Consider the following 23444-nt stretch of genomic DNA (forward strand, 5'->3'; position numbering starts at 1 on the left):
ATCCTTTCCGTGCGGTCTACGGGTAGTTGGTCAGGTAGGCGACGTTGGTACTGGAGTTGGAGGGACCGCCGGTGCTGTTGATGATGTGGCTGATCGTGCCGACTCCGCCCAGCGAGACGGTCACCATGTCGTGGAACTTGACCCCGGACACGCTCGGCACCTCGAAGGCGCGATCGGCGACCACGCCGGAGTTGGAGCTGAAGTAGCAGTAGCTGCCAAGTCCCCATGCCTCGTGGGTGGTCACGCCCGCGGCGACCTTGTAGGCGGGGTAGCCCTTGCCGGTGCCGTTCATCCAGGAGGCCTGGTTCGGCGGGTCGTAGGGCATCTCGTTCTGGAAGAAGTACGTCCGGCCGCCGTTGCCGTTCCAGACGACCTGGGTCTTCTGGAAGTGCTCGACGAACAGGCCGTACGCGGTCACGTTGGCGGCGTTGACGATCAGTCCGGTGTCCGCCGTGTTCGTGGTCCAGCCGACCGTGCCCGAGTTGCCGTGGTCGGCCCGCCAGATCCAGGTGTGGTCGATGATCGTGTTGGCGCTGTTGATGACAACGGAGTTGGTGGCCTTGCCGACCGTCGCGCCGCCGATGCGGACGAAGACATCGGACAACTGGATCGGGTCGGACGCGTGTGTGGCGGTCGAACCGGACGGGCCGATCTGCACCAGCGTCGCGGAGTTGGTGGTGCCCGCGTCGACCAGCAGGCCCGCCAGCTCGATGCCGTCCACGTCGGCCGTGGAGATCGCGGTGATCCCGCTGTCCGGCACGAAGGTGGCCAGGCCCATGCCCAGCACGACCGTGTCGGGGCGGGTGATGTTGATCGTCTGGTTGAGGTGGTAGACGCCTGGGGTGACCAGCAGGTTCTTGCCGGCCGCGAGCGCGGTGTTCATGTCGGCCGCGGTGGCGCCGGGCTTCACGATGTAGAACTGGTCGATCGGCAGGGACTTGCCCGCCGGGGTCTTCCCGCTCCACGTCGTACCGACGGCGTTGGACTGGAGTCCGGGCACGAACACCTGGTAGGCGCCCGCGCTGTCGACGTACAGGAAGGGCTTCTCGCGGATCGTCGGGGAGCTGGCGACGTTGGTGTACGTCGGGAAGGACTGGGCGGGTGCGCCCTGGTCGCCGACGAAGACCATGTTCCAGTTGGAACCGGACCAACTGCCCATCGTGGAGTTCCTGGTGAGGAACTGCTGCTGGGAGCCGGACTGGATCTGGCCGTCGACCTTGGTGTCGGAGATGAAGCCGCCGCTGGACCAACCGCCGTCGTCCAGCGCCAGGTTGCCGCGCACGTGCATGCGCCGGTACGGCGCGGCCTGCGAGACGGCCCAACGGTCGGTGCCACCTGTGGGGTTGACCGACAGGTTCTCGGCGTCGCGCCAGAAGTTCTGCGTCGCGTTGCCCTGGAACCAGTCGGCCTCCGCGTGCACCGCGCCGTTGATCGTCACGTCGTCCGGCGAGAAGCCGAGGCCGGCGACCTGTGTGTAGAAGCCGACGTTGGCGTTGGCGCTGTACGTGCCCGGCTTGAACAGCAGGGCCTGGCGGGCCGAGCCGAACTGGTTGGTCTGCTGCTGGGAGAAGACCGAGTCCAGCTTGGACTGGATGCCGGCCGCCGACATCGACGGGTCGAACACCGTCACGTTGGGGCCGAAGTCCGGGGTGCCCGGCGGGTTCGTCGTGGCACCGCCCAGGGTGAAGGACTGCGCGGCCGTGCCGTTGCAGGTGTACTGCGCGAGCTGCACGCTGTCGGCGGTCGACGCGCTCGGCACGTCGAGGCACTTGCCGCTGTTGCGGTTGACGAAGTGGTAGGCGCCGTCGGACTCGACGACCGGCAGCCACTGCTGATTGTTGCCGCCGGAGTACGTCCACAGTTGGATCGGCGCGGAGTCGGCGGTCGAGACGTTGGTGACGTCCCAGGCCTCGGCGCCGTTCAGGTTGGTGTTCACGCGGTAGTAGCCGCCGTCGGTCGCGACCAACTGCCAGTTCTGCGCGGTGCTTCCGTTGCACGTGTACTGCTGGACGGCCGTGCCGTCGGCACTCGCGGCCGAGCGGGCGTCGACACACTTGCCGCTGCCCTTGTTGACCACCGTGGTGTAGCCGGTCGGTATCGCGGCCGCGGCTGTGCCCGCCGCACTCGCCGAGCCCTGAGTGGCGAACTCGATGCCCGTCACGGTGGTGGCCACGAGCGCGACCGCCGTGAGCGCTCTCGGCAGGACATGGCGGCCGGACAGTCTTTTCCGTCTGAGCACGGATTCTCCTGTGGTGATGGGGGGGGTTGGGGAGAAAGGTCGAAGGGGGCGCGTCCGTCAGCCCGTGTACTGGGCGAAGATGCTGGTGAACTGCCAGTTGCTCTGGCTCACGCCCGAGCACGTGTCGTCGTTCGGGTAGGCGCCGGGGCAGGGCCGGTCACGGTTGGCCGACCAGAACGTCAGCCGCGCGAGGTGGTGCGCCTGGGCGTAGCCGAGGATGGTCTGGAAGTCGGCGGTGGTGACGGTCTCGTTGTTGTCGGTGATGCCGTTCATCGACGAGATGCCCATGTCCCGGTAGGCCGCGTCGTCGCTGTAGCCGTACGCGTTCTTCAGCGCGGTCTTCAGGCCCTCGGCCGCCCGCTGGGTGAGCGTGCCCATGTTCTGGCCCGCGCCGCCGAAGTCGAAGGGCATGATCGTCCAGGCGTCCACGGTCAGCCCGGACGACGCGGCCCGGTTGATGAGACTCGTGTCGGGACCGCTCTGGCCGGTGCCGATGGTGACGTACACCTTGATGCCCGGGTTGTTGGCCTTGACGGTCTTCAGCGCGTCCACGGTCCGCTGCTGCACGGTCCCGTTGCTGTACGCGTCGGCCTCGATGTCGATGTCGATGGCCTTCAGGGAGTAGGCGCTGATGACCTTCTGGTAAGCCGCCGCCAGCTCGCCCGCGCTGGAGCAGGAGCTCTCCAGCTTGTTGCCGCTGTAGCCGCCGAAGGACGGGACGACATCGCCGCCGTTGGCGCGCACGGTGTTGATGGTCGACTGGTCGACCCCGCCGGTCAGCGCCCGGCCGCCGTCCCACTGCGGGTTGCAGTAGCCGTTGCTCAGGACGAAGGCGAGCGTGAACCACTTCACGCCGGTTGCGTTCATGACGGTCGTGGGGCTGGGCGGGTTCCCCCAGCCGTTGTAGAGGTACGGCGCGACGGCCATCGGCGCGGTCGTGGGCGGGGTGGTGCCGCCGGCGGCGGGTGCGGTCCACTTCTGGTTGGCGGCGCCGGAGCAGGTCCAGATCTGGGTGCGGGTGCCGTTGGCCGAGGAACTCCCCGTGACGTCGAGGCACTTGTTGGCGGCCGGGTTCACGATGTCGCGCGCGGCGGTGACCGTCCACTTCTGGTTGGTGCCGCCGCCGCAGGTCCACAGCTGGAGCTGCGCGCCGTTGGCCGTCGAATTGCCGGTGATGTCCAGGCACTTGCCGAGGGCGCGGATGGTCCCGTCGGAACCGACCGTCCACTGCTGGGCGGCGGTGCCGTTGCAGTCGTAGATCTGCACGGCCGTGCCGTCGGCGGAGCCGGCTCCGGCGACGTCGAGACACTTGCCGCCGAGGCCGGTGATGGTGCCGGTCGCGGCCGAGGCGGAGGGTGCTCCTAGGGTGCCGACGGCGGTGAGGCCGAGGGAGAGCGCGAGGGCGCAGCGCAGGGCGAGGCGTTGCATGAGGAGGGGGCCTTTCGTCCTGAGGTGGGGGGTGGACGCCGCCGGCGTGAGGGCGGTGAGAGGTGAACACGCGTGTTCACATACGTGAGCGCAGAATGCATTCATGGGAGGTCTGTTGGCTGGTGAACCTAAAGGTCTGCACCAAAGCCGTCAAGAGGTGCGACCGCAGAAGTCCCGCACGTCATGGCTGAGTTGAGAAGTTGTAGGCGAAGGAAAAGAAATCACCAGGACCATTGAGCGGCCGGTTCTCACAGGTCACACTGTGCAAGCTTTGTGATGATCGTCTGGGTGCGCATGTCGGAGGAGCCATGAACACAGCGGGGACCGCGGAGGTCGCGGTGCGGCACATCCTCAGTGACAGGGTCACGGGCGGATTCCTGACACCGAAGACGCGCACGATCACCTGGACCGACGCGCACTACGTGGTCAAGCGGCCCCCGTCGGGCAAGCACACGGTGGAACTGACCTGCACCGAGTGCTCGGCGTCCCTGCTGGCCGAGGTTCGCGACCACTCCACCACGCGTACGCTCGCGACCATCCTGCGCGTCGCCGGGGTGCTGTGTCTGATCGCCTTCGTCACCGCGTTCGCCTACGCCATCCACGAGGGCGGCAAGACCCTCCCCGAGGGGCAGTCGCTGCCGGCTCTCTTCTCCGTCAGCGTCGTCGCCATCTTCGTCACCTTCGTGGCCGCGCCCGTGTTCTACTTCCGCGGCCGCAACTACAACGGCGTCAGCATGCTGGATGCCCCCAAGCCGCGCCGCGGACACCGGATCGTGCCGGTGCGGGTGGTGAAAAAGGTTCCTCGAACCGGCCGATAGCCCGGGCGAGTTCGGCGTGCCGGTCCAGCGTGAGCCGCGGGTGGCCGTCGGCGGTCCGGCGTGCGACACCCGGACGGGATGTCCCGGCGGGTGGCAGAATCAGCGGCGTGGATCGGGGGATCCTGGAGCGCGAGCCCCAATTGGCGCTATTGGCATCGGCCGCGCGTGAGGCGGCGGACGGGGCCGGATCCGTGGCGCTCGTCTTCGGCGAGGCCGGCATCGGCAAGTCGAGCCTGGTGAGGGCCATGCCGGACCGGCTGCCCCCTCGCTCACGCATCCTTGTCGGGCAGTGCGACGACCTCGCCACCCGCCGCCCGCTCGGCCCGTTCCGCGACCTCGTCGGCAGCGTCGGCGCCGAACTCGCCCACGCCGTCGTCGAAGGCGGCGACCGCCAGCGCGTCTACGAAGCACTCCAGGAAGAGCTGGCCGGGATACCGCGTCCGACGGTCCTCGTCGTGGAGGACGTCCACTGGGCCGACGAGGCCTCGCTGGACGCCCTACGCTTCCTGGTGCGGCGGATGGAACGGCTCCCCGCCGTACTCGTCCTCACCTACCGCGACGACGAACTCAGCCGTGAGCATCCACTGCGACACCTGCTGGGCCAGGCGTCCCGCGCCGACCGCGTGCACCGGCTGCCGCTGGCCCGCCTCTCCAAGTCGGCCGTACGCACGCTCAGTTCGGCCAGTCGGCTCGACCCGGCGCAGGTGTACGAGGTGACCTCCGGCAACCCCTTCTTCGTCACCGAGGTCCTGGCGGCCGGCGGTACCGGGGGAGTGCCGCCGACCGTCGTCGACGCGGTGCTCGCCCGGCTGCGCGGACTCGACGGCCCGAGCGTGGACGCTCTGGAGCAGCTCGCCGTCCTGCCCTCGGCCGTCGAACGGCCCCTGGTCGACGCCCTGTTGCCGGACGGTGTCGCCGGACTGGCCGCGGCCGAACAGCGCGGACTGCTCGCCGTGACTCCCGAACGAGTCGCGTTCCGGCACGAGTTGATCCGCCGCGCCATCGCCGACTCGCTGCCCGCGGCCCGCCGTATCGACCTCAACCGTGGTGCTCTCACCGCACTCGTGGTCCGACCGGGCTCCGACCCGGCCCGTATCGTCCACCACGCCGCGCAGGCCGGTGACCAGGACGCCATCGCCCGCTACGGCCCGCACGCGGCCCGGGACGCCACCGAGGCGGGTTCCCACCGCGAGGCCGCCGCCCATCTACGGCTCGTGCTGCGGCAACGCCACCGCTACACCCCCGCCGAACTCGCCGACCTCCTCGAACGCTACGCCGTGGAGTGCTACACCATCGCCGACTCCGTCGAGGCCGTCGCCGCGCAGCGGGACGCCGTTGCCCTGCGCCGCTCACTGGGCGACACCCTCGCGCTCGGCGCCGACCTGCGCTGGCTGTCGCGCATCCACTGGTGGGCGGGTCACGCGGAGGAGGCCCAGGACGCGGCACGGGAAGCCATCGCCGTCCTCGAACGCGCCGGTGACGACCGCCTGTTGGCGCTCGCGCTCAGCAACACCGCCCAACTGCGCATGCTGTCCGACCGGTACGCCGAGGCCGTCGCACACGGCGAGCGCGCCATCGCCCTGGCCCGCCGCACGGACGACGCCGCGATCCTCGCCCACGCCCTCAACAACGTGGGCGCCGCCCGCTGGCGCAGCGGAGACCCGGACGGGCGACGGCAGTTGGAGGAGAGCCTCGCCGTCGCGCTCGCCGCGGGCGAGGTCGAACACGCCTGCCGGTCCTACGCCAACATCATCTGGTCCCTCCTCGACAACCTCCGCTACACCGAGGCCGACCGCTATCTGCCCCCGGCGATGGAACTCGCCGACCGCGCCGAGCACTTGGGGTTCCTCAACTACCTGCACGTCGAGCAGGCCATGCGCCGGCTCGCCGCCGCCGACTGGGACGACGCCGAGCGGCACGCCGAGTACGGGATGCACGACTTCGTACCGGCCCGCTGTCCCGCGCTGACCGTCCTGGCCCGTGTACGGGTCCGGCGCGGCAGGCCGGGCGCCGACGAACTCCTCACCCAGGCCTGGGAGATCGCCGTACGGACCGGGGAGTTGCAGCGCACCGGACCGGTGGCGGCCGTACGGGCGGAGGCGGCCTGGCTGCGCGGCGACCACGCTGCGGCGGCCACCGCGGCCGGGCCGGTGCACGCGCAGGCGGGGCGGCTGGACTACGGGCCGTACCGGGCCGAACTCGGCTACTGGCTCGGCAAGTCCGGGCACCCCGTGACCGTCGACGACAGCGACCACCCGTACGCACTCCAGGCCGCAGGCGACTGGAAACGGGCCGCGGACCGGTGGGAGAAGGCCGGTTGCCCCTACGAACACGCCGCCGCGCTCGCGGAGAGCCCCGACCCGGCCGACAAACTCACCGCGCTCGCCCGGCTCGACGCACTCGGCGCCGAACCCCTCGCCCACCTGGTCCGCGCCGAGCTGCGCGACCTCGGCGTCCGCCGTATCCCGCGCGGCCCGCACGCGGCGACCCGGGGCAACCCGGCCGGTCTCACGGAACGCCAACTCCAGGTCGTACGGCTACTGGTGGACGGACTGACCAACCCGGAGATCGCCGACCGCCTCGTCGTGTCCGTGCGGACCGTCGACAACCACGTACGGGCCGTACTGGAGAAGCTGGACGCACCCACCAGGCGGCAGGCCGCCGCCCGGGCCACGGAACTCGGACTGCTGCCGGACGGCGAAATGTAGGTAGCCGACCGTCCCGAGCTGAGTGACGCGCACGGATGACCGTGCTGTTCCGGGCGAAATACAACAAGCGGGTCATCCAGAGCACCATGAAACGGGGACCGCATGTCCAGCACACCCGCACAGACCGCTCGCCGTGAACTGACCGGCTTCACCGGGGAGTTGATCGGCCCGGACGACGCCTCCTACCCGGAGGCCCGGGCCGTCTACAACGCGATGATCGACAAACGGCCCGCGCTCGTCGCACGCTGCGCCGACGCCGACGCGGTGGCCCGCGTGATCGCCTTCGCCCGCGCCCACGACCTGCCCCTCGCGGTGCGCGGCGGCGGCCACCACGGGGCCGGGCTCGGCACCGTCGACGGGGGAGTGGTCGCCGATCTCTCCCCGCTGAAGGACATCCAGGTGGACCCCGAGGCCCGTACGGTCCGGGTCGGCGGCGGCTGTGTCTGGGGCGAGGTGGACCGCGCCACCAACGCGCACGGACTCGCCACCCCCAGCGGCATCATCTCGACCACCGGCGTCGGCGGCATCGCCACCGGCGGCGGGCTCGGCCACCTCACCCGCAGGTGCGGGCTGACCATCGACAACCTGCTGGAGGCCGAGCTCGTCCTCGCCGACGGCAGCCGGGTGCGGGCGAGCGCCGACGAGAACAGCGACCTGTTCTGGGCGGTCCGGGGCGGTGGCGGCAACTTCGGCGTCGTGACCTCGTTCCTGTTCCGGCTCCACGAGATCAGCACGGTCGTCGCGGGACCCACCTTCTGGCCGGTCGAGATCAGCGCCGAAGTCCTCACCGCCTACCGGGATTTCCTGCCGAACGCACCCCGCGAACTGAACGCCTTCTTCCTCCACGGCAGTGTCCCGCCCGCCCCGCCGTTCCCCGAGGAGATCCACCTGCGCAAGACAGCGGGCGTCGTGTGGTGCTACACCGGCGGCGACACCGAGGCCGCCGCACGCGAGATGGCGCCCCTGCTCGACGCGCTGCCGACACCGCTGCTGCACGCGGCCGGACCGATGCAACACCCCGACATGCAGGGCATGTTCGACGGGCTCTACCCGCCCGGCGACCAGTGGTACTGGCGCGCCGACTTCGTCGACGACATCCCCGACGAGGCCGTCGAACTCCACGCCAAGTTCGGCGCCGAGGTCCCCACCCCGCAGTCCACGATGCACCTCTACCCGATCGACGGCGCCGCCCACGACGTGGGCAACGACGAGACCCCGTGGGCGTATCGCGACGCACGCTGGGCGTCCGTCTTCGCCGGAGTCGACGGGGACCCCGCCAACGCCGGCCTCATCAAGAGGTGGGCCGTCGACTACCAGGAGGCCCTGCACCCGTACTCGGCGGGCGGCGCCTACGTGAACATGATGATGGACGAGGGTCAGGAACGTGTCCGGGCCAGCTACCGGGGCAACTACGACCGGCTGGCCCGCATCAAGGCCGACCGTGACCCGGACAACGTTTTCCACCTCAACCAGAACATCCACCCGGCGCCGAAACCGCGCTACGAGACCCGCCCGTGAGAGAGGTTCCGAGGCCGGGCCGGCATCACGCGTTCGGGTCGAACGAGATGCCGGACGGCTTCGCGATGGACAGCGCGTAGTTGAAGTCGCTGTCCCTGATCTTCAGCGTCGCCGAACCGAAGTCCGCTGCCAGGAGCTTGTCCTTGAGACCGGCCGGGTAGCCGTTCCAGCCCACCAGACGCGGGTAGAACCAGTTGCCGGTGGCGTTCTCCGCGGGCTCGTCGTTCGTGTTGGCGAAGCGGAAGTCGTGCGAGCCGATGCCGTCCTTGTGGTAGACGATCTTGGGGTGTGTGCCGTCGAAGCGCACCCCCGAGGCCGCCGACACCTGGTAGGCGGAGTGCTGCGACACCGACACGTACTGGACCGTGTTGTCCTTGATCCACACCACGACATGCTCCCAGTCGTGGGTGTGCCCGATCGCCGCCGGACCCAGGGTGACCTGGTCCTTCTCGAAGTAGCTCGCGTACATCACCGCGCACCAGTCGTTGTTGCACTTGGTGCGGGAGTACGTGTTCGCGTTGTTCAGCTGGGCCATGTCGTGGCAGTGCCCGTTGACGTCGCCGCCGAGCTTGAGCCCGGGGTTGATGGTGCCGTCCAGACCGATGGCGGCGGTCGCGTAGCAGCCGTCGCCGTCGTAGTCGTAAGCCGGGGAGAAGCTCTGCTCCAGGCCGTCTGCGTTCTGCGGGAGCAGAGTCAGTACGTTGGCCTGGGCGGCTGTCGCCTGCCCGATCACGAGGCCGAGCGCACCGAGGACGGTGACGACGGCCGAGCGGCGGAGGCGCCGGCGGCGGGACTTCGGGGCTCTCGCCGGGCTGTCGGTGGGGGGTGTCAGATCAGGCACGCTGGCTCCAGTTCCTGGCGGTGGGGGCGCTACTGGCTGCGCCAGGTCCAGACCTTTGCAGGCCGGTGTGTGCACGTCAACACCCTTGCGGTGTACGAACTTTGGCGCACCGCTGAACTCTCCCGCCTGTGCTTTTCCTGTGTCACCGCGGCTCTCGGCGCGACCATGGCCCTCGGGGAACAGGTGCGCTAATTTGAGGTCCACGGCACAGGTGAATGGGCACCCGTGGTGAGTGCGGGAGGTTCTGGTTGACTCCGGCACAGTTACGGGCCTTCGCGGCGACCGTCCGCCTCGGTTCCGTGAAGGCCGCGGCGGCCGACCTCGCCGTGACCGAGTCGGCCGTGTCGATCCACATCGCGCATCTGCGCAGGGAACTCGGCGACAAACTCTTCGCCCGCACGGCCAACGGGCTCGCGTTCACACCCGGCCGGTTGCGGCTGGCCAGCCGGGCCGCCGAACTGCTGGGACTCCAGGACCGGACGATCCAGGAAGTTCAACAGGCGGGCTCCGGACGGAGGTTGCTGCGCGTCGCCGCGTCGAGCCTGTTCGCCGAGCACGCGGCGCCCGGGCTGATCGAACTGTTCGCGGGGCGCGCGGACGACCTCGACGTCGAACTGAGCGTGCACAGCCCGCAGAACTTCGCCTCCCTGCTGCTCAACCGCTCCGTCGACGTGGCGATCGGGCCCCGCCCCGCCACCCTCGACGACGCGATGACCTGCACGCACTTCCTCAACTACCAGGTCATCGCCGTCGTAGGGCCCGATCATCCGCTCGCCACCGGGACCGGCGCGAGTGCGGGCGTGGCCGAACTGCGGGGACAGACCTGGCTGTTGGGGCCCTCGGCGGTCGGGCGGACGGGGATGGTGCCGTCGGTGCTGCGGCGGTTGGGCATCCCCGAACACAACCAGCGGATCTTTCAGAGTCATGCCGCGTCCGTCGACGAGGCCAAGCGGGGCAAGGGAGTTGCTCTCGCGGTCGCCTTCGCCGTGACGAAGGATCTCGCAGAGGGCGACCTCCGTCAGCTTGCCGGTCCGCACCTTCCTGCCCGTGGCTCCTGGAATCTGCTCACCCTTCCCGATCGCGAAGCGGGGGCCGCCGCGGCGGAGTTGAGGCGGTTCGTCACCACGCCGCGGGCGACGCAGGCGATGTTGCGTGGGGCGGGGGTCACTGCGGGGCGGTTTCGGCCGGCGATTCATGTGACGTTGTGGAGTTGAGGGCGTGGTTGTTGTGCTGCGGGCCGGTGGTGGCCGGACGCGCAGTTCCCACCGGCCCTGGGAGGCGCGCTCCGCGCGGCCTGCCGAGCCGTGCGATCTCGTCCGGCACCCGCAGCAGCGCGCCGAAGCTGTCGGCCGGTAGGAGCAGGTCCACGTACGGCAGAGCCGCCGCCATCGTCGTCGTGCGAGGCCTGAAGCCGGGGGCTGCGGCGCGGGGGTTGAGCCAGATCACGGTGTGGGCGCGGCGTCGCAACCTGGCCATGACCGTGGCCAGTTGGTGCGCCGGGTCCCCGTCCCAGCCGTCCGAGGCGATCAGGACGACCGCGCCGCGCAGGCTGCCGCCGTGGTGCGAGGCGAGGAGAGTGCCCAGGGAGTGGGCGATGCGCGTGCCGCCGAAGCGGTCGGTGACCCGGGCGGTCGCCTCGTCGAGCGCCTCCTGCGCAGAGTGGTGCGCGAGCGCCGGTGTGAGCCGGGTCAACGACGTGGCGAACGCGAAGACTTCGGCACGGGTCGTCAGCGCGAGGGCCCGCATCAGGTACAGATACGCCACCGCCTGTGCCTGCATCGACCGGCTCACGTCACACAGCACCACGACCCGGCGCGGCCGGTCCAGCGGGCCCGCCCGGACCAGCCGTACGGGCTCCCAGCCGGTGCGCCGGGCCTGGGCCACCGTCTCCCGGACCGCCACCCGATGACCGCCCGTCCGCACGGTGAGGCGCCGGGTGCGGCGCACGGGCCATGCGCGCAGTCGCTCCTCCAGCCAGCGGCCGAGTAACTCGGCCTGATCCGGGGCGAGTTCGCCGAACGGGGTGTCCACCGCGCCCGCCAGATCGCTCGGCAGGCGCTCGGGCACGGTCAGGGCTCGGTCCGCGCGGTGGTCGGCGGTGTCCACGGCGGGCGGCAGGGTCACCCACGGCAGACCGGAACCCCCGACGGGGTCTCGGCCGTGAGCGTCGGTGCCCCCGGAGTCGTGGGCACCACCCGCCCCGCCGTGCCCATTGCGGCGCGCGTTCGGGTCGAGGGCGAGCACCGACTGCCCGAAGACCGCGTCGAAGACCTCGTCGAAGCGGGCCAGTTCGGGACGGTCGCGTACGAGGGTGACGCGGGCCGTCCAGTACAGCGACGTCCGTGTCCTGGGCGGGGCCGCGGCCAGCGCGAGCACGAAGTCCCGGGCGGCGGTCGGGCCCACCGGCACGCCGTGCTCCCTGAGCCGGGCGGCCAGCGCGGTGGCGAAGGCGGCCCGGTCGACTGCGGGCAGCAGCGGGCCAGTCGGTGTCATCGGACCAGGAGATAGACCACCACGGCGACGACGACGGCCGCGACGACGACGGGGATCAGCCGCTTGTAGACGGATGCGCCGGCCACCCGCATCAGATCCAGGGGTTCGGCCGGCGTCGGCGGGGCCACGGAGGTCGGGACCGTCTCCGGCACCGGTTTCACATCCGGCTCCGGTAGCGTCTCCGCCTCAGGTACCGCGGCAATCTCCGGTACCGCCTCCGCTTCCGGTTCTGTTTCCGGTGGGGCCTGCGTCGCCAGCAACTGCGTCTCCACGTTCGCCACGAACTGCGCGAACAGCTTCTCCGAGATCTCCTTGATCATGCCGCTGCCGAACTGGGCCAGTCTGCCGCTGATGTTGAGGTCCGTGCTGACCGTCACGACCGTGCCCGTGCCCTCGCCGCGCAGCCGGGCGTCGACCGTCGCGGAGGCGTTGCCGCCCCCGCGCATGTCCCTGCCGGCCGCGCTGATCACGGCGTGATGGGCGGTCTCGTCCCGTTCCACGAAGCGTGCCGTGCCCGCGAACTGGCTGACCATGGGACCGACTTTGACCCTGACCTTGCCCCGATGGACGTCACCGTCGACGCCGGTGAGTTCGGCGCCGGGCATGCACGGGGCGAGGGCCTCCAGATCGGTGAGCGCCTGCCACGCCCGCTCGACCGGCACACCGACGCTGAACTCGTTGTCGATCTTCATGGTCTCCTCGCTTCTTCGGGATAGCCGAGCGCGTCGAGGGCCCCGACGACGGCGGTGCGGTCGTCGGGGCTCTTGGCGACCGTGCTGAGCGTGCGGACTATGTCGTCGCGGGTCAGCCGCGCGACCCGCAGGGCCGCCAGAGCGGAGACCCAGTCGATGGCCTCCGCCATGCCGGGCGCCTTGTCGAGGTCCAACTCGCGTACCTGGCCGATGAATTCGGTGGTGGACGCGATGAGTGGCTCGTTCGCGGCCGGTACCGTGCGGCGCAGGATCTCCGCCGTGCGTTCGGGCGTGGGGAAGTCGATCCAGTGGTAGAGGCAGCGCCTGCGCAGCGCGTCATGGAGTTCCCGGCTGCGGTTGGAGGTGAGCACGACGACGGGCGGCCGTACGGCGGTGAAGGTGCCCAACTCCGGGACGCTGATGGACCGTTCGCCCAGGAACTCGAAGAGCAGCGCCTCGAACTCGTCGTCGGCCCGGTCGATCTCGTCGATCAACAGCACCGGCGGCAGCGGGCCTTGATGGCGTACCGCCCGCAACAGCGGCCGGTCGAGCAGGAATTCCGCGCTGAACAAATCGGCGTCGGACAGCTCCCGCCCGTGCGCCTCGGTCAGCCGGACGGCGAGCAGTTGGCGCTGGTAGTTCCACTCGTACAGTGCCTCGCCCGCCGTCAGTCCCTCGTAGCACTGGAGCCGGATGAGCGGGGTGTCCAGCGCCTTGGCAAGAGCCTTCGCGGCACTCGTCTTGCCCACGCCGGGCTCGCCCTCCAGCAGCAGTGGCCGGTCGAGCAGCGTGGCGAGGAGGAGGGCGGTCGCCGTGCCGTCGTCGACGAGGTGGCCGACCGCGTCGAGCCGTCGCCGTACGTCGTCGGCGTCCGTGAAGAGTTCGCTCACCCCGTGGCACCTGTGGACCAGCGGTCCCGGCAGCCGGTCCCGCAGAACCAGAACTCGCCCTCCGCGGTGGCGAGATGGGGCGTGTCGGGGTGCACGGTCACGGTCATGCCGCACACCGGGTCCACCGCCTGGGAAGGGTGCTCGGGCACGGGGGCCTTCGCGGCGTGGATGACGCGCACCACGTCCGCGAGGATCGACAGCGCGATCTCGGGTGGCGTACGGGCGCCGATGTCCAACCCCGCCGGAGCCTGGACGCGGGCCCGTTCAGCCTCCGTCAGGCCGAGTTCGTCGAGCAGGGCGGCGGCGCGGCGGTGGCTGGCGACCAGCGCGATGTGCCCGACCCCCGCATCGAGGGCGGCGCGCAGGGACTCCGCGTCGCCCCGGCCCTGCCCGGCCACGATCACGGCGGCGGTGTGCTCGCCGGGCGGTCCTTCCGGCAGCGAGCGGGCCGTGGCGTAACCCAGCAGAGCCGCGAACGCGACGCAGGCCTCCGCGACGGGCGTGGTCCCCACGACCTCGATCAGCGGCGGTGGCAGCACCGGCTCCAGGAAGATCTCCAACGCCCCGCCTGACAGACAGGGGTTGATCACGACCCGCGCCCCGGGTGTCTCGGGGAACTCGGCGTCCCCCTGCGGCAGGACGCGCAGCAGCAGTGGTCCGCCGTCGTGCAGGGCGCCGAGCGCGGCCGTACGGACCGAGCCCTCGGCGCACTGGCCGCCGACGAAACCGTCCATGGTGCCGTCGCCGTGGACGATGGCCTCGTCGCCCGGGTGTGCCGAGGCGGGTGCCTGGGCGCGGACCACACGCGCGTGGACGAACGGCACACGCCGCTCGGTGAGTTCGAGTGCCCGGGCACTCAACTTGCCGGTCATCACAGCCACCTTCAGATCGGCGGAGTCGGTCGGCCCTGCATCGCCTCCCACACCCGCGAGGGTGTGAGCGGCATGTCCGCGTGCCGGATGCCGTACGGCTTCAGGGCGTCGACCACCGCGTTGACGATCGCGGGCGGCGAGCCGACCGTCGCGGACTCGCCGACCCCCTTGGCGCCGATGGGGTGGTGCGGGGAGGGCGTGACGGTGAACCCCGTTTCCCAGTCCGGGACTTCGAGCGAGGTCGGGATCAGATAGTCCATCAGTGAGCCGCTGAGGCAGTTGCCGTCCTCGTCGAAGGAGATCATCTCCATGAGTGCCATGCCGACGCCGTCGGTGAGACCGCCGTGCACCTGTCCCTCGATGATCATCGGGTTGATACGGGTGCCGCAGTCGTCGACCGCGACGAAGCGGCGGACGGTGACCTTCGCCGTGCCCGGGTCGATGTCGACGACGCAGATGTAGGCGCCGTGCGGATAGGTGAGGTTCTCCGGGTTGTAGCAGATCTGCGCCTCCAGCCCGCCCTCCACACCCTCGGGCAGATCGCCCGCGCCGTGCGCCCGCATCGCGATGTCCTGGATGGTGACCGAGGCCTCCGGGTCGCCCGCGACATGGAAGGACCCCTTCTCCCACTCAAGGTCGGCGACCGACACCTCCAGCATCCCGGAGGCGATCAGCCGTGCCTTGTCCCGCACCTTGCGGGCGACCAGCGCGGCGGCGGCGCCCGAGACGGGGGTGGAGCGGCTGCCGTAGGTGCCGAGGCCGAAGGGGGTCTGGTCGGTGTCGCCGTGCACGACGTCGATGTCCTGGGGCGGGATGCCGAGTTCCTCGGCGACGATCTGCGCGAACGTCGTCTCGTGGCCCTGCCCTTGAGACTGCACCGAGAGCCGTACGACCGCCTTGCCCGTCGGATGCACCCGCAGTTCGCAGCCGTCGGCCATGCCGAGGCCGAGGATGTCCATGTCCTTGCGGGGTCCCGCGCCGACCGCCTCGGTGAAGAACGACACGCCGATGCCCATGAGTTCACCGCGGGCCCGCTTCTCGGCCTGTTCGACGCGCAGGGCGTCGTAGCCGGCGAGTTCCTTCGCCAGTTCCATGGTGGGCGCGTAGTTTCCGGAGTCGTAGACCCAGCCCGTCTTGGTGCGGAAGGGGAACTGTTCGGGGCGGATGAAGTTCTTCATCCTCAACTCGACCGGGTCCATGGCCAGTTCGTAGGCGAGGCAGTCGACGATCCGCTCGATCAGGTACACGGCCTCGGTGATGCGGAACGAGCAGGCGTAAGCGACCCCGCCCGGTGCCTTGTTGGTGTAGACGGCGGTCATCTTGCAGTGGGCGGCCTCGATGTCGTAGCTGCCGGTGAAGACGCCGAAGAAGCCGGCCGGGTACTTCACGGGCGCGGCCGTGCCGTTGAACGCGCCGTGGTCGGCGAGGACTTGGGTGCGGACGGCGAGGATGCGGCCGTCGCGGGTGGCCGCGATTTCGCCGCGCATCACATAGTCGCGGGCGAAGCCGGTGCTGATGAGGTTCTCCGCGCGGTCCTCCATCCACTTCACCGGCTTGCCGGTCAGCAGCGAGCCGACGATCGCGCACACGTAACCGGGGTAGATCGGCACCTTGTTGCCGAAGCCGCCGCCGATGTCGGGGGAGATCACCCGGATCTTGTGCTCCGGCAGTCCTGCGACGATCGCGTAGAGGGTGCGGTGGGCGTGCGGGGCCTGGGTGGTGGACCACAGGGTGAGGCGGCCGTCGACCTGGTCGAAGTCCGCGACCGCACCGCAGGTCTCCATGGGGGCCGGGTGCACGCGCGGGTACACGATGTCCTCGGTGACGACGACGTCCGCGCGGGCGAAGACCGCCTCGGTCTCTGCCTCGTCGCCGGTCTCCCAGTCGAAGCAGTGGTTGTCGCTCTTGCCCTCCAGGTCGTCGCGGATGACGGGTGCGTCGGGGGAGAGGGCGGTGCGGACGTCGATCACCGGGTCGAGGGGCTCGTACTCGACGTCGATCAACTCCAGGGCGTCCCGGGCCGCGTAGCGGTCCTCCGCCACGACGAAGGCGACCTCCTGGCCCTGGAAGCGGACCTTGTCGGTGGCGAGGACCGCCTGCACGTCGTTCGAGAGGGTCGGCATCCACGCCAGGCCCTTCTCGGCGAGCATCGCGCCGGTGACGACCAGGCGGACCTTCGGGTGGGCTTCGGCGAGCGTGGTGTCGACGGAGAGGACGCGGGCGTGCGCGAACGGCGAGCGCAGGACGGCCAGATGGAGCATGCCGGGCAGGTCGAGGTCGTCGACGTAGCGGCCCTTGCCACGGACGAAGCGCGGGTCCTCCTTGCGGAGCATCCGGCCGTGGCCGCAGGGCTTCTTGTCGTTGTCGACGAACGCGGTGCGGTGGCCGTTCTCGGAGACGGCGGTCATGACGCGCTCCCCGAAGCAGAAGCAGAAGCAGAAGCAGAAGCAGAAGCAGAAGTGGCCTGTGTTTCCAGGGAAGTTCGGGTGCCCGCCTCTTCGGCCGCCGCCCACCTGATCGAACGGACGATGGTCGCGTAACCGGTGCAACGGCAGATCTGCCCGGAGATCGCCTCCCGGATCTCCGTGTCGGAGGGGTCGGGGTTGCGGTCCAGCAGCGCACGCGCGGTCATCATCATGCCGGGGGTGCAGAAGCCGCACTGCAAACCGTGGCATTCGACGAACCCGCGCTGTACCGGGTCGAGTTCACCGTTCTGTTCGAGCCCCTCCACGGTGCGTACCTCGTGCCCGCCCGCCATCGCGGCCAGCACGGTGCAGGACTTGACCGGCTCGCCGTCCAACCACACCACGCACGTACCGCAGTTGCTGGTGTCGCACCCCCAGTGGGTGCCGGTCAGCCGGAGGTGGTCGCGCAGGAAGTGGACCAGCAGCAGCCGCCCCTCTATCTCCCGGGTGACCTCTTCGCCGTTCACGACCATGCTCACCTGCACGATCACACCTCCTGTCCGTCGATGCGGGCCACCGACCGGCGCAGTACGCGCACGGTCAACTCCCGTGCCAGATGGCGCTTGTACTCGGCGCTGCCGCGTCGGTCGGTGACGGGGGAGCAGGCCTCGGCGGCGATGTCCCCGGCCTGTCCGTACAGTTCCTCGGTCGGGCGCCGGCCGCGCAGGGCGTCGGCGATGCCGGGGATGCCGGCCGTGTTGGGTCCCACGGCGGCGAGCCCGACGCGGGCGTCCGTGACCAGTCCGTCGCCGTCCAGCCACACCGCGGCACCGGCCGAGACCACCGCCCAGTCACCGGCCCGGCGTTCGACCTTCTCGTACGCGCTGGATCCGTTCGGGCGGACGGGGAAGCGGACCTCGGTGAGGATCTCGGCGTCGCCGACGGCGGTCTCGTACGGCCCCCGGTGGAAGTCCTCCATGGACACGACCCGTTGGCCGTCCACGCCCTGGATCACGCAGCTGGCGTCGAGCGTGGTGCACACCGCGGACAGGTCCTCGGACGGGTCGGCCTGGCACAGGGAGCCGCCGAGCGTGCCCCGGTTGCGGACGACGGGGTCGGCGATGACGCGCTCGGCGTCCCGGAACACCGGGAAGGCGGCGACGAGTTCGTCCGACTCCAGCAGTTCGCGGTGGCGGGTCATCGCGCCGATGCGGATCAGTCCGGGTTCGACACGGACGTAACCCAGCTCGTCGTGCAGGTCGTTGATGTCGATCAGGTACTCGAAGTTGGCCAGCCGCAACTTCATCATCGGGATCAGACTGTGTCCGCCGGCCACCAGCCGTGCCGTGTCGCCCAGCCGGTCGAGCAGCGCGACCGCCTCGCCGACGCTGCCGACCCGCTGGTACTCGAACGGAGCGGGAACCTGCATTCCGCAATCCCCCTGTCCTGCACGGCAGTTGACCGGTCGGCCGGGTGCCGTGTCCGGGCCTCATTGGGCGCCCGGCGGACGGGGGTGTCAACGGCTGGTTAACCGTTCACTTAAGTTGCCTGCCCCGGGGAAGCGGGCAGGTCGTCCAGGAAGTCCGCCGAGGGGACGAAGAAGAGGCTTCCGGTGACCGCCGTGGAGAAGTCCAGGATGCGGTCGTGGGACGCGGAGTCGGTGCCCAGGAACATGTTGCGCAGCATCTGCTCGGTGACCGAGGGCGTACGGGCGTAGCCGATGAAGTAGGTGCCGAACTCGCCCTGTGCCGCGCTGCCGAACGGCATGTTGTCGCGCAGGATCTTCCGCTCGGTGCCGTCCGGACCCGTGATGACGTTGAGGGCGATGTGCGAGTCGGCCGGTTTGACGTCGTCGTCCATCTCCATGTTGGTCAACTTCGAGCGTCCGACGGCCCGTTCCTGCTGCTCGACCGTCAACGCGTTCCAGGCCGCCATGTCGTGGACGTACTTCTGCACGATCACATAGCTGCCGCCCGCGAACTCCGGGTCCTCGCCACCGATCACCACCGCCTGGCGGGCCGTCTCCCCGACGGGGTTCTCGGTGCCGTCGACGAAGCCCAGCAGATCGCGCACGTCGAAGTACTGGAACCCGGACACCTCGTCACGCACGGCGACCGCGCCGCCCAGCCGGCCCATGATCTCGGTGACCAACTCGAAGCACAGGTCGGCCCGTACGGCCTTGATGTGGAACAGCAGGTCACCGGGGGTGGAGACGGCGGTGTGCCGGGCGCCGGTGAGTTCCTGGAACGGGTGCAACTCGACGGGGCGCGGGCCGTCGAACAGCCGGTCCCACGCCTGGGATCCGACACCGGTCACGCAACTGAGCCGCCCGTCCGGCGCGCGGAAGCCGATGGAGCGGATCAACCCGCCCAGATCGCCGAGGAGTTGGCGCACCGCCTCCTCGCCGCCCGGCTCCACGGTGACGACGAGGAAGGTCGCGCTGGGAGTCAGGGACTCCAGCACCGCCTGCGTGGTCGGGGCGGTCTCGCCGCCGCTGGTGCCGTCCAGGTGCTCGACCGAGCCGTCAACTGTCATGTACTCCACGCCTCCGCTGCGTCCTCCGAGGCGCCCGGCGGCACCTCGGAACTCAGCCGAGTTTCCCAGTCCGCGCGTCCTGCCACAGATCCACCCCGCCGTCGACGGCGTACGAGTCGATCTCGGCCAGCTCCTCGGTGCTGAAGTCGAGGTTGTCCAGCGCGGCCACGTTCTGTTCGAGCTGCTCCGGGCGCGAGGCGCCGATCACGAGCGAGGTGACACGCTCGTCGCGCAGTGCCCAGGCGAGCGCCATCTGCGCAAGGGTCTGACCGCGCTTGGCCGCGATGTCGTTCAGCGCCCGCAGGCGGCGCACCATGTCCTCGGTCAGCCAGCCCGCGTCGAACGACGTGCCCTGCGCGGCCCGCGAGCCCTCCGGGATCCCGTCCAGGTACCGCCCGGTCAGCAGCCCCTGCGCCAGCGCCGTGAAACCGATGACCCCGAAGCCCTCGTCCCGCGCGGCATCCAGCAGCCCGTCGGTCTCTATCCAGCGGTTGAGCATGCTGTACGACGGCTGGTGGATGAGCAGCGGTGTGCCCAGCTCACGCAGGATCGCGGCGGCCTCGCGGGAGCGCTCGGCGTCGTAGGAGGAGATACCGACGTAGAGGGCCTTGCCCTGGCGGACGGCGGTGTCCAGCGCGCCCATGGTCTCCTCGAGCGGGGTGCCCGCGTCGAGACGGTGGGAGTAGAAGATGTCCACGTAGTCGAGGCCGGTGCGCTTCAGGGACTGGTCCAGCGAGGCCAGGACGTACTTGCGGGAGCCGCCGCCCTGGCCGTAGGGGCCGGGCCACATGTCCCAGCCGGCCTTCGTGGAGACGATCAGCTCGTCCCGGTACGGCGCGAGGTCCTGCTTCAGCAGCCGGCCGAAGTTCTGCTCGGCGGCGCCGTAGGGTGGACCGTAGTTGTTCGCCAGGTCGTGGTGGGTGATGCCGAGGTCGAAGGCGCGCAGCGCGATCTCGCGCTGGGTCTCGAACGGGCGGTCGTCACCGAAGTTGTGCCAGTAGCCCAGCGAGAGCAGGGGCAGGTCGAGCCCCGAGCGGCCCGTGCGGCGGTAGCGCATCGTGCTGTCGTAGCGCCCCGGATCTGCGATGTGGTTCACCCCGCCCACTCTGCCCGCGCCCGCCGCACGCGTCCAACCGATCCCCGTCATCGGATTCAGCAGCGTCGGCACTGAATCAGCGCAGCGGCCCGCTGAGCGGACCGCTGTTGTTCGACGGCCTCTCGTTCGTCCCTAGGGTCCCTTTCATGAACTGCGACATATCGGCGGGCGTCGATCAGGTGAGCGTCGACGAGAAACCGCTGCGGATCGGCGTGCGCGTCCCGCCCTGCGACCGGGCCGACCGGGTGGCCCGGACCGCGCGCCGGGCCGAGGACCTCGGCTTCGACCAAGTGTGGTTCCCGGACTCGCAGTTGCTGTGGCGGGACGTGTTCACCACCCTCACCGCCGCGGCCTTCGCCACCGAGCGGATCGGCCTCGGCACCGCCGTCACCAATCTGGCCACCCGGCACCCGTCCGTCGTCGCGTCGGCCGCCCGCAGTGTCGCGGAACTCGCGCCCGGCCGGTTCACCCTCGGCCTCGGCGTGGGCAACAGCTCCGTCGCCCCCGTCGGTCTGCCGCAGACCGGCTCGGCGGCACTGCGCGAGGGCATGAGCATGCTGCGCGCCCTGCTGGACGGGCGCGAGTGGGACTTCGAGGGCAAGGTCCGCTCCCGGCTGCGCGACCCCCAGCCGTCCGTGCCGCTGCACCTGGCGGCGAGCGGCCCCCGCAACCTGCGGCTCGCCGGCGAGATCGCCGACGGGGTCATCCTGCTCAGCGGAGTCTCGCCGCGCACCCTGGCCGCCGCCACCGCCCGGGTCCGCGAGGGCGCCGAGGCGGCCGGCCGGAACGCCGAGAGACTGCCGGTGACCGTGTCCGCGTTCTGCGAGGTGACCGACGACATCGAGGCCGACGCCCGCCTGATCAAACCGATCTGCGCCTCGATCGCCCAGAACGGCGGCGCGTCCTTCCTCGCCCTCGCCGGCATCGACGTGGACGTCCCCGAGACGATCGAGGGCGTCCACCCGGACCTCGTGCACGCCGAGGACTGGGACGCGGCCGCAACATGCTCACCACGTACATCGGATGGACGGCGAAGCCGGTGTGCGAGGGGTCGACGAGATGCGGCGCGCTCTCGCCGGCCGCCCGCGCGAACTCCGCCGCGTCCTCGGCCCGCACGACACCCAACGACCGCCGGTCCCACCTCCCCACCGACGCCCGGGCCCGTTCCTCGACCAGCTCCAACCCGGCGTTCCGGAGCATGCGCTGCCTCCTGTCCTCATCCGATGCCCGGACGCTAAGGACTCCGCGCCCCCGACCGCCACGGACCTGGCCCGCTCAGCGGACCGTTCCGCTTGGGCGCGATCCGGCGCCGTCACACCATCGGGACATGGACCTCATGGACATCCAGGCGCCCCCGGAGGGCACCTACGCGGAAGCGGACGGCGTCAAGTACCACTACGTCGAGCTGGGGGAGGGCAGCGCCACGGTCTTCCTGCACGGCGGCGGCCCCGGCTGCACCGGCTGGTCGGACTTCGGGCAGGTGGCCCCCCTGTTCGCGGCGGACCGCCGCTGCCTGCTCGTCGACATCCTCCAGTACGGCAAGTCCGCCAAGCCCGTCATCGAGGGCCCCATGTGGGACTACCACGCGGCCAAGACCGTCGCCCTGCTCGACGAACTCGGCATCGACCGCGCCGACTTCGTCTGCAACTCCTGGAGCGGCACCATCGCCCTCGACCTCGCCGCCAAGTACCCCGAGCGCGTACGGTCGTTGGTCATCACCGGCAGCATGCCCGTCTTCTACGGCCCCCTCGCGCCGCTGCCGGAAGGCGGCCGGCGCGGCCGTAACGCCCGTGACGTGTACTACGGCGGCACCGGCCCCTCGTGGCAGAAGATGCGCGAACTCATCGCCCGCCTGGAGTGGTTCGACCCGGACGCCGTCCCCGACGGCACGGTGACCCTGCGCTACGAACAGAGCCTCGACCCCGAGGAGACCGCGCTCGCCGGCGCCTCCGACAACCCGCGCGGCGACTGGCAGGACCTCACCGCCGAACTCGGCCTGATCGCCGCGCCGACGCTCTTCGTGTGGGGCATGCAGGACGCGTTCCTGACGCCGGACTACCCGCTGATGCTGGCCCGCATGATCCCCAAGGGCAACCTGCACGTGATGAGCCAGGCCTCCCATCACCCGCAGGAGGAACGGCCGTACGACTACCACAGCGTCGTCACCGGCTTCCTGAACCAGCAGCACAACTGACCCCGTACGACCGACTCTCCGGGGAGGAGACGTGAGCGAGACCGTGCCGCGCGTCGTTGAACTGCCCAGCCCCTTCACCCGGTTCGCCGGCCGACTGCTGGTCGGGCTCGGGTACGAGGTCGTGCTCGTCGAACCGCCGGAAGGCGACGGGAGCCGCCGCGAACTCGACGGCGACGCGTTCGTCCACTGGCACGCGGGCAAACGGTCGGTCGTCCCCGCGTCGCCGGAGGAACTGCGCGGTCTGCTGGCCGGCGCCGACGTGCTGCTCGACGGGAGTCCGGGCGGCGCGGAGGCACTGGCCGCGGGGCTCGACGCCCTGGTGCACGTCCGCGTCACCCCCTTCGGGCTGATCGGCCCGCGCACCGACTGGCAGGGCACCGACTTCGTGGTCGCCGCGCTGGGCGGGATGCTCGCCCAGGTCGGCACCCCGGACGGCCCGCCGCTCCGACCCGGAGCAGCAGGCCGAGCAGCTCGCGGGTGTCAACGCGGCCATCGCCGCCCTGCTCGGACTGCGCGCCCGCCGCACCGGCCCGGGACAGCTCGTCGACGTCTCCGCGCAGGCGTGCGTCGCGGCCGCGCTGGAGGCCGGGACGCTCGCCTATCTGCACGAGGACCGGGTGCCGCCGCGCCCCGGCAGCGTCCATCCGCTCGTCCCGCACGGCCTGTTCCGGGCCGCCGCCCAGGTAGCCGTCGGCGGCCCGGAACAGGCCGTGCG

General features: G+C 70.5%; 19 protein-coding genes and 1 pseudogene. 8 read left to right on the forward strand and 12 right to left on the reverse strand.

What is annotated here, in order from left to right; genetic code table 11:
• Positions 1-16 precede the first annotated feature (16 nt).
• Positions 17-2239 (reverse strand): RICIN domain-containing protein, encoded by a 2223-nt coding sequence (locus JHN63_RS03650; protein ID WP_200677193.1) that lies wholly within the window; start codon positions 2237-2239, stop codon positions 17-19.
• A gap of 57 nt (positions 2240-2296) precedes the next feature.
• Positions 2297-3667, reverse strand: a complete 1371-nt coding sequence (locus JHN63_RS03655) for a chitinase (RefSeq protein WP_200677194.1) — start codon at positions 3665-3667, stop codon at positions 2297-2299.
• Positions 3668-3975: 308 nt separating this feature from the next.
• Between JHN63_RS03655 and JHN63_RS03660 the strand changes: the two genes are divergently transcribed.
• The 3 genes from JHN63_RS03660 to JHN63_RS03670 all read left to right on the forward strand — a co-directional run bounded on the left by JHN63_RS03660 (position 3976) and on the right by JHN63_RS03670 (position 8711).
• Entirely contained in the window at positions 3976-4485 is a 510-nt protein-coding gene (locus JHN63_RS03660) for a hypothetical protein (RefSeq protein WP_200677195.1), read from the forward strand.
• A gap of 107 nt (positions 4486-4592) precedes the next feature.
• Positions 4593-7193 (forward strand): helix-turn-helix transcriptional regulator, encoded by a 2601-nt coding sequence (locus tag JHN63_RS03665; protein ID WP_200677196.1) that lies wholly within the window; start codon positions 4593-4595, stop codon positions 7191-7193.
• A gap of 102 nt (positions 7194-7295) precedes the next feature.
• Positions 7296-8711: an FAD-binding oxidoreductase gene (locus JHN63_RS03670; protein WP_200677197.1), complete on the forward strand. Its 1416-nt coding sequence runs from the start codon at positions 7296-7298 to the stop codon at positions 8709-8711.
• 25 nt (positions 8712-8736) lie between these two features.
• On the opposite strand, the gene JHN63_RS03675 is transcribed toward JHN63_RS03670, so the two are convergent.
• A complete protein-coding gene (locus tag JHN63_RS03675) occupies positions 8737-9552 on the reverse strand; it encodes an NPP1 family protein (RefSeq protein ID WP_374222888.1) in 816 nt (271 codons plus the stop codon).
• Between the two features lie 248 nt (positions 9553-9800).
• Between JHN63_RS03675 and JHN63_RS03680 the strand changes: the two genes are divergently transcribed.
• The gene (locus JHN63_RS03680; RefSeq protein ID WP_200677198.1) at positions 9801-10766 is read left to right on the forward strand and encodes a LysR family transcriptional regulator; all 966 of its coding nucleotides are present in this window, start codon (positions 9801-9803) and stop codon (positions 10764-10766) included.
• On the opposite strand, the gene JHN63_RS03685 is transcribed toward JHN63_RS03680, so the two are convergent.
• The 9 genes from JHN63_RS03685 to mgrA form a co-directional block, all read right to left on the reverse strand.
• Complete coding sequence (locus JHN63_RS03685) at positions 10717-12045, reverse strand: VWA domain-containing protein (protein ID WP_200677199.1); 1329 nt, start codon at positions 12043-12045, stop codon at positions 10717-10719. The two genes, JHN63_RS03680 and JHN63_RS03685, sit on opposite strands and share 50 nt — an antisense overlap.
• Positions 12042-12737, reverse strand: coding sequence for an SRPBCC domain-containing protein (locus JHN63_RS03690; RefSeq protein ID WP_200677200.1), 696 nt, complete (start codon positions 12735-12737; stop codon positions 12042-12044). The genes JHN63_RS03685 and JHN63_RS03690 overlap by 4 nt, the downstream gene beginning before the upstream one ends.
• Complete coding sequence (locus JHN63_RS03695; protein ID WP_200677201.1) at positions 12734-13627, reverse strand: MoxR family ATPase; 894 nt, start codon at positions 13625-13627, stop codon at positions 12734-12736. Before JHN63_RS03695 ends, JHN63_RS03690 begins: the two co-directional genes overlap by 4 nt.
• Positions 13624-14499 (reverse strand): XdhC family protein, encoded by an 876-nt coding sequence (locus JHN63_RS03700; protein ID WP_200677202.1) that lies wholly within the window; start codon positions 14497-14499, stop codon positions 13624-13626. The genes JHN63_RS03695 and JHN63_RS03700 overlap by 4 nt, the downstream gene beginning before the upstream one ends.
• 11 nt (positions 14500-14510) lie before the next feature.
• A complete protein-coding gene (locus JHN63_RS03705) occupies positions 14511-16907 on the reverse strand; it encodes an aerobic carbon-monoxide dehydrogenase large subunit (RefSeq protein WP_200677203.1) in 2397 nt (798 codons plus the stop codon).
• The gene (locus JHN63_RS03710) at positions 16904-17449 is read right to left on the reverse strand and encodes a (2Fe-2S)-binding protein (RefSeq protein WP_200677204.1); all 546 of its coding nucleotides are present in this window, start codon (positions 17447-17449) and stop codon (positions 16904-16906) included. Before JHN63_RS03710 ends, JHN63_RS03705 begins: the two co-directional genes overlap by 4 nt.
• 2 nt (positions 17450-17451) lie before the next feature.
• On the reverse strand, positions 17452-18333 hold the full coding sequence (locus JHN63_RS03715; protein WP_200677205.1) for a xanthine dehydrogenase family protein subunit M: 882 nt from the start codon (positions 18331-18333) through the stop codon (positions 17452-17454).
• A 110-nt stretch (positions 18334-18443) separates the two neighbouring features.
• Positions 18444-19439 (reverse strand): Dyp-type peroxidase, encoded by a 996-nt coding sequence (locus JHN63_RS03720; RefSeq protein WP_234476081.1) that lies wholly within the window; start codon positions 19437-19439, stop codon positions 18444-18446.
• A gap of 52 nt (positions 19440-19491) precedes the next feature.
• Positions 19492-20535, reverse strand: coding sequence for an L-glyceraldehyde 3-phosphate reductase (gene mgrA, locus JHN63_RS03725; protein ID WP_200677206.1), 1044 nt, complete (start codon positions 20533-20535; stop codon positions 19492-19494).
• Between the two features lie 146 nt (positions 20536-20681).
• Here mgrA and JHN63_RS03730 point away from each other — a divergent pair, with 146 nt between their 5' ends.
• From JHN63_RS03730 to JHN63_RS53870, 4 genes and pseudogenes are all read left to right on the forward strand, one after another.
• Complete coding sequence (locus JHN63_RS03730) at positions 20682-21773, forward strand: LLM class flavin-dependent oxidoreductase (protein WP_234476083.1); 1092 nt, start codon at positions 20682-20684, stop codon at positions 21771-21773.
• Positions 21774-21862: 89 nt separating this feature from the next.
• Entirely contained in the window at positions 21863-22729 is an 867-nt protein-coding gene (locus JHN63_RS03735; protein WP_200677207.1) for an alpha/beta fold hydrolase, read from the forward strand.
• A 121-nt stretch (positions 22730-22850) separates the two neighbouring features.
• Positions 22851-23126, forward strand: a pseudogene (locus JHN63_RS53865) (CoA transferase); the annotation flags it as partial.
• Between the two features lie 112 nt (positions 23127-23238).
• Positions 23239-23444, forward strand: a 206-nt coding sequence (locus JHN63_RS53870; RefSeq protein WP_267953707.1) for a CoA transferase, incomplete at its 3' end; no start/stop codon positions are given.

This window comes from Streptomyces sp. MBT65 (assembly GCF_016612545.1).
GTDB lineage: Bacteria > Actinomycetota > Actinomycetes > Streptomycetales > Streptomycetaceae > Streptomyces.

Coding starts and splice junctions, on each gene's coding strand:
- JHN63_RS03655 (WP_200677194.1), bottom strand. CDS start 3,667: ATGCAACGCCTCGCCCTGCGCTGCGCCCTCGCGCTCTCCCTCGGCCTC.
- JHN63_RS03720 (WP_234476081.1), bottom strand. CDS start 19,439: ATGACAGTTGACGGCTCGGTCGAGCACCTGGACGGCACCAGCGGCGGC.
- JHN63_RS03705 (WP_200677203.1), bottom strand. CDS start 16,907: ATGACCGCCGTCTCCGAGAACGGCCACCGCACCGCGTTCGTCGACAAC.
- JHN63_RS03715 (WP_200677205.1), bottom strand. CDS start 18,333: ATGCAGGTTCCCGCTCCGTTCGAGTACCAGCGGGTCGGCAGCGTCGGC.
- JHN63_RS03670 (WP_200677197.1), top strand. CDS start 7,296: ATGTCCAGCACACCCGCACAGACCGCTCGCCGTGAACTGACCGGCTTC.
- JHN63_RS03685 (WP_200677199.1), bottom strand. CDS start 12,045: ATGACACCGACTGGCCCGCTGCTGCCCGCAGTCGACCGGGCCGCCTTC.
- JHN63_RS03700 (WP_200677202.1), bottom strand. CDS start 14,499: ATGACCGGCAAGTTGAGTGCCCGGGCACTCGAACTCACCGAGCGGCGT.
- JHN63_RS03660 (WP_200677195.1), top strand. CDS start 3,976: ATGAACACAGCGGGGACCGCGGAGGTCGCGGTGCGGCACATCCTCAGT.
- JHN63_RS03730 (WP_234476083.1), top strand. CDS start 20,682: ATGAACTGCGACATATCGGCGGGCGTCGATCAGGTGAGCGTCGACGAG.
- JHN63_RS03735 (WP_200677207.1), top strand. CDS start 21,863: ATGGACCTCATGGACATCCAGGCGCCCCCGGAGGGCACCTACGCGGAA.
- JHN63_RS03690 (WP_200677200.1), bottom strand. CDS start 12,737: ATGAAGATCGACAACGAGTTCAGCGTCGGTGTGCCGGTCGAGCGGGCG.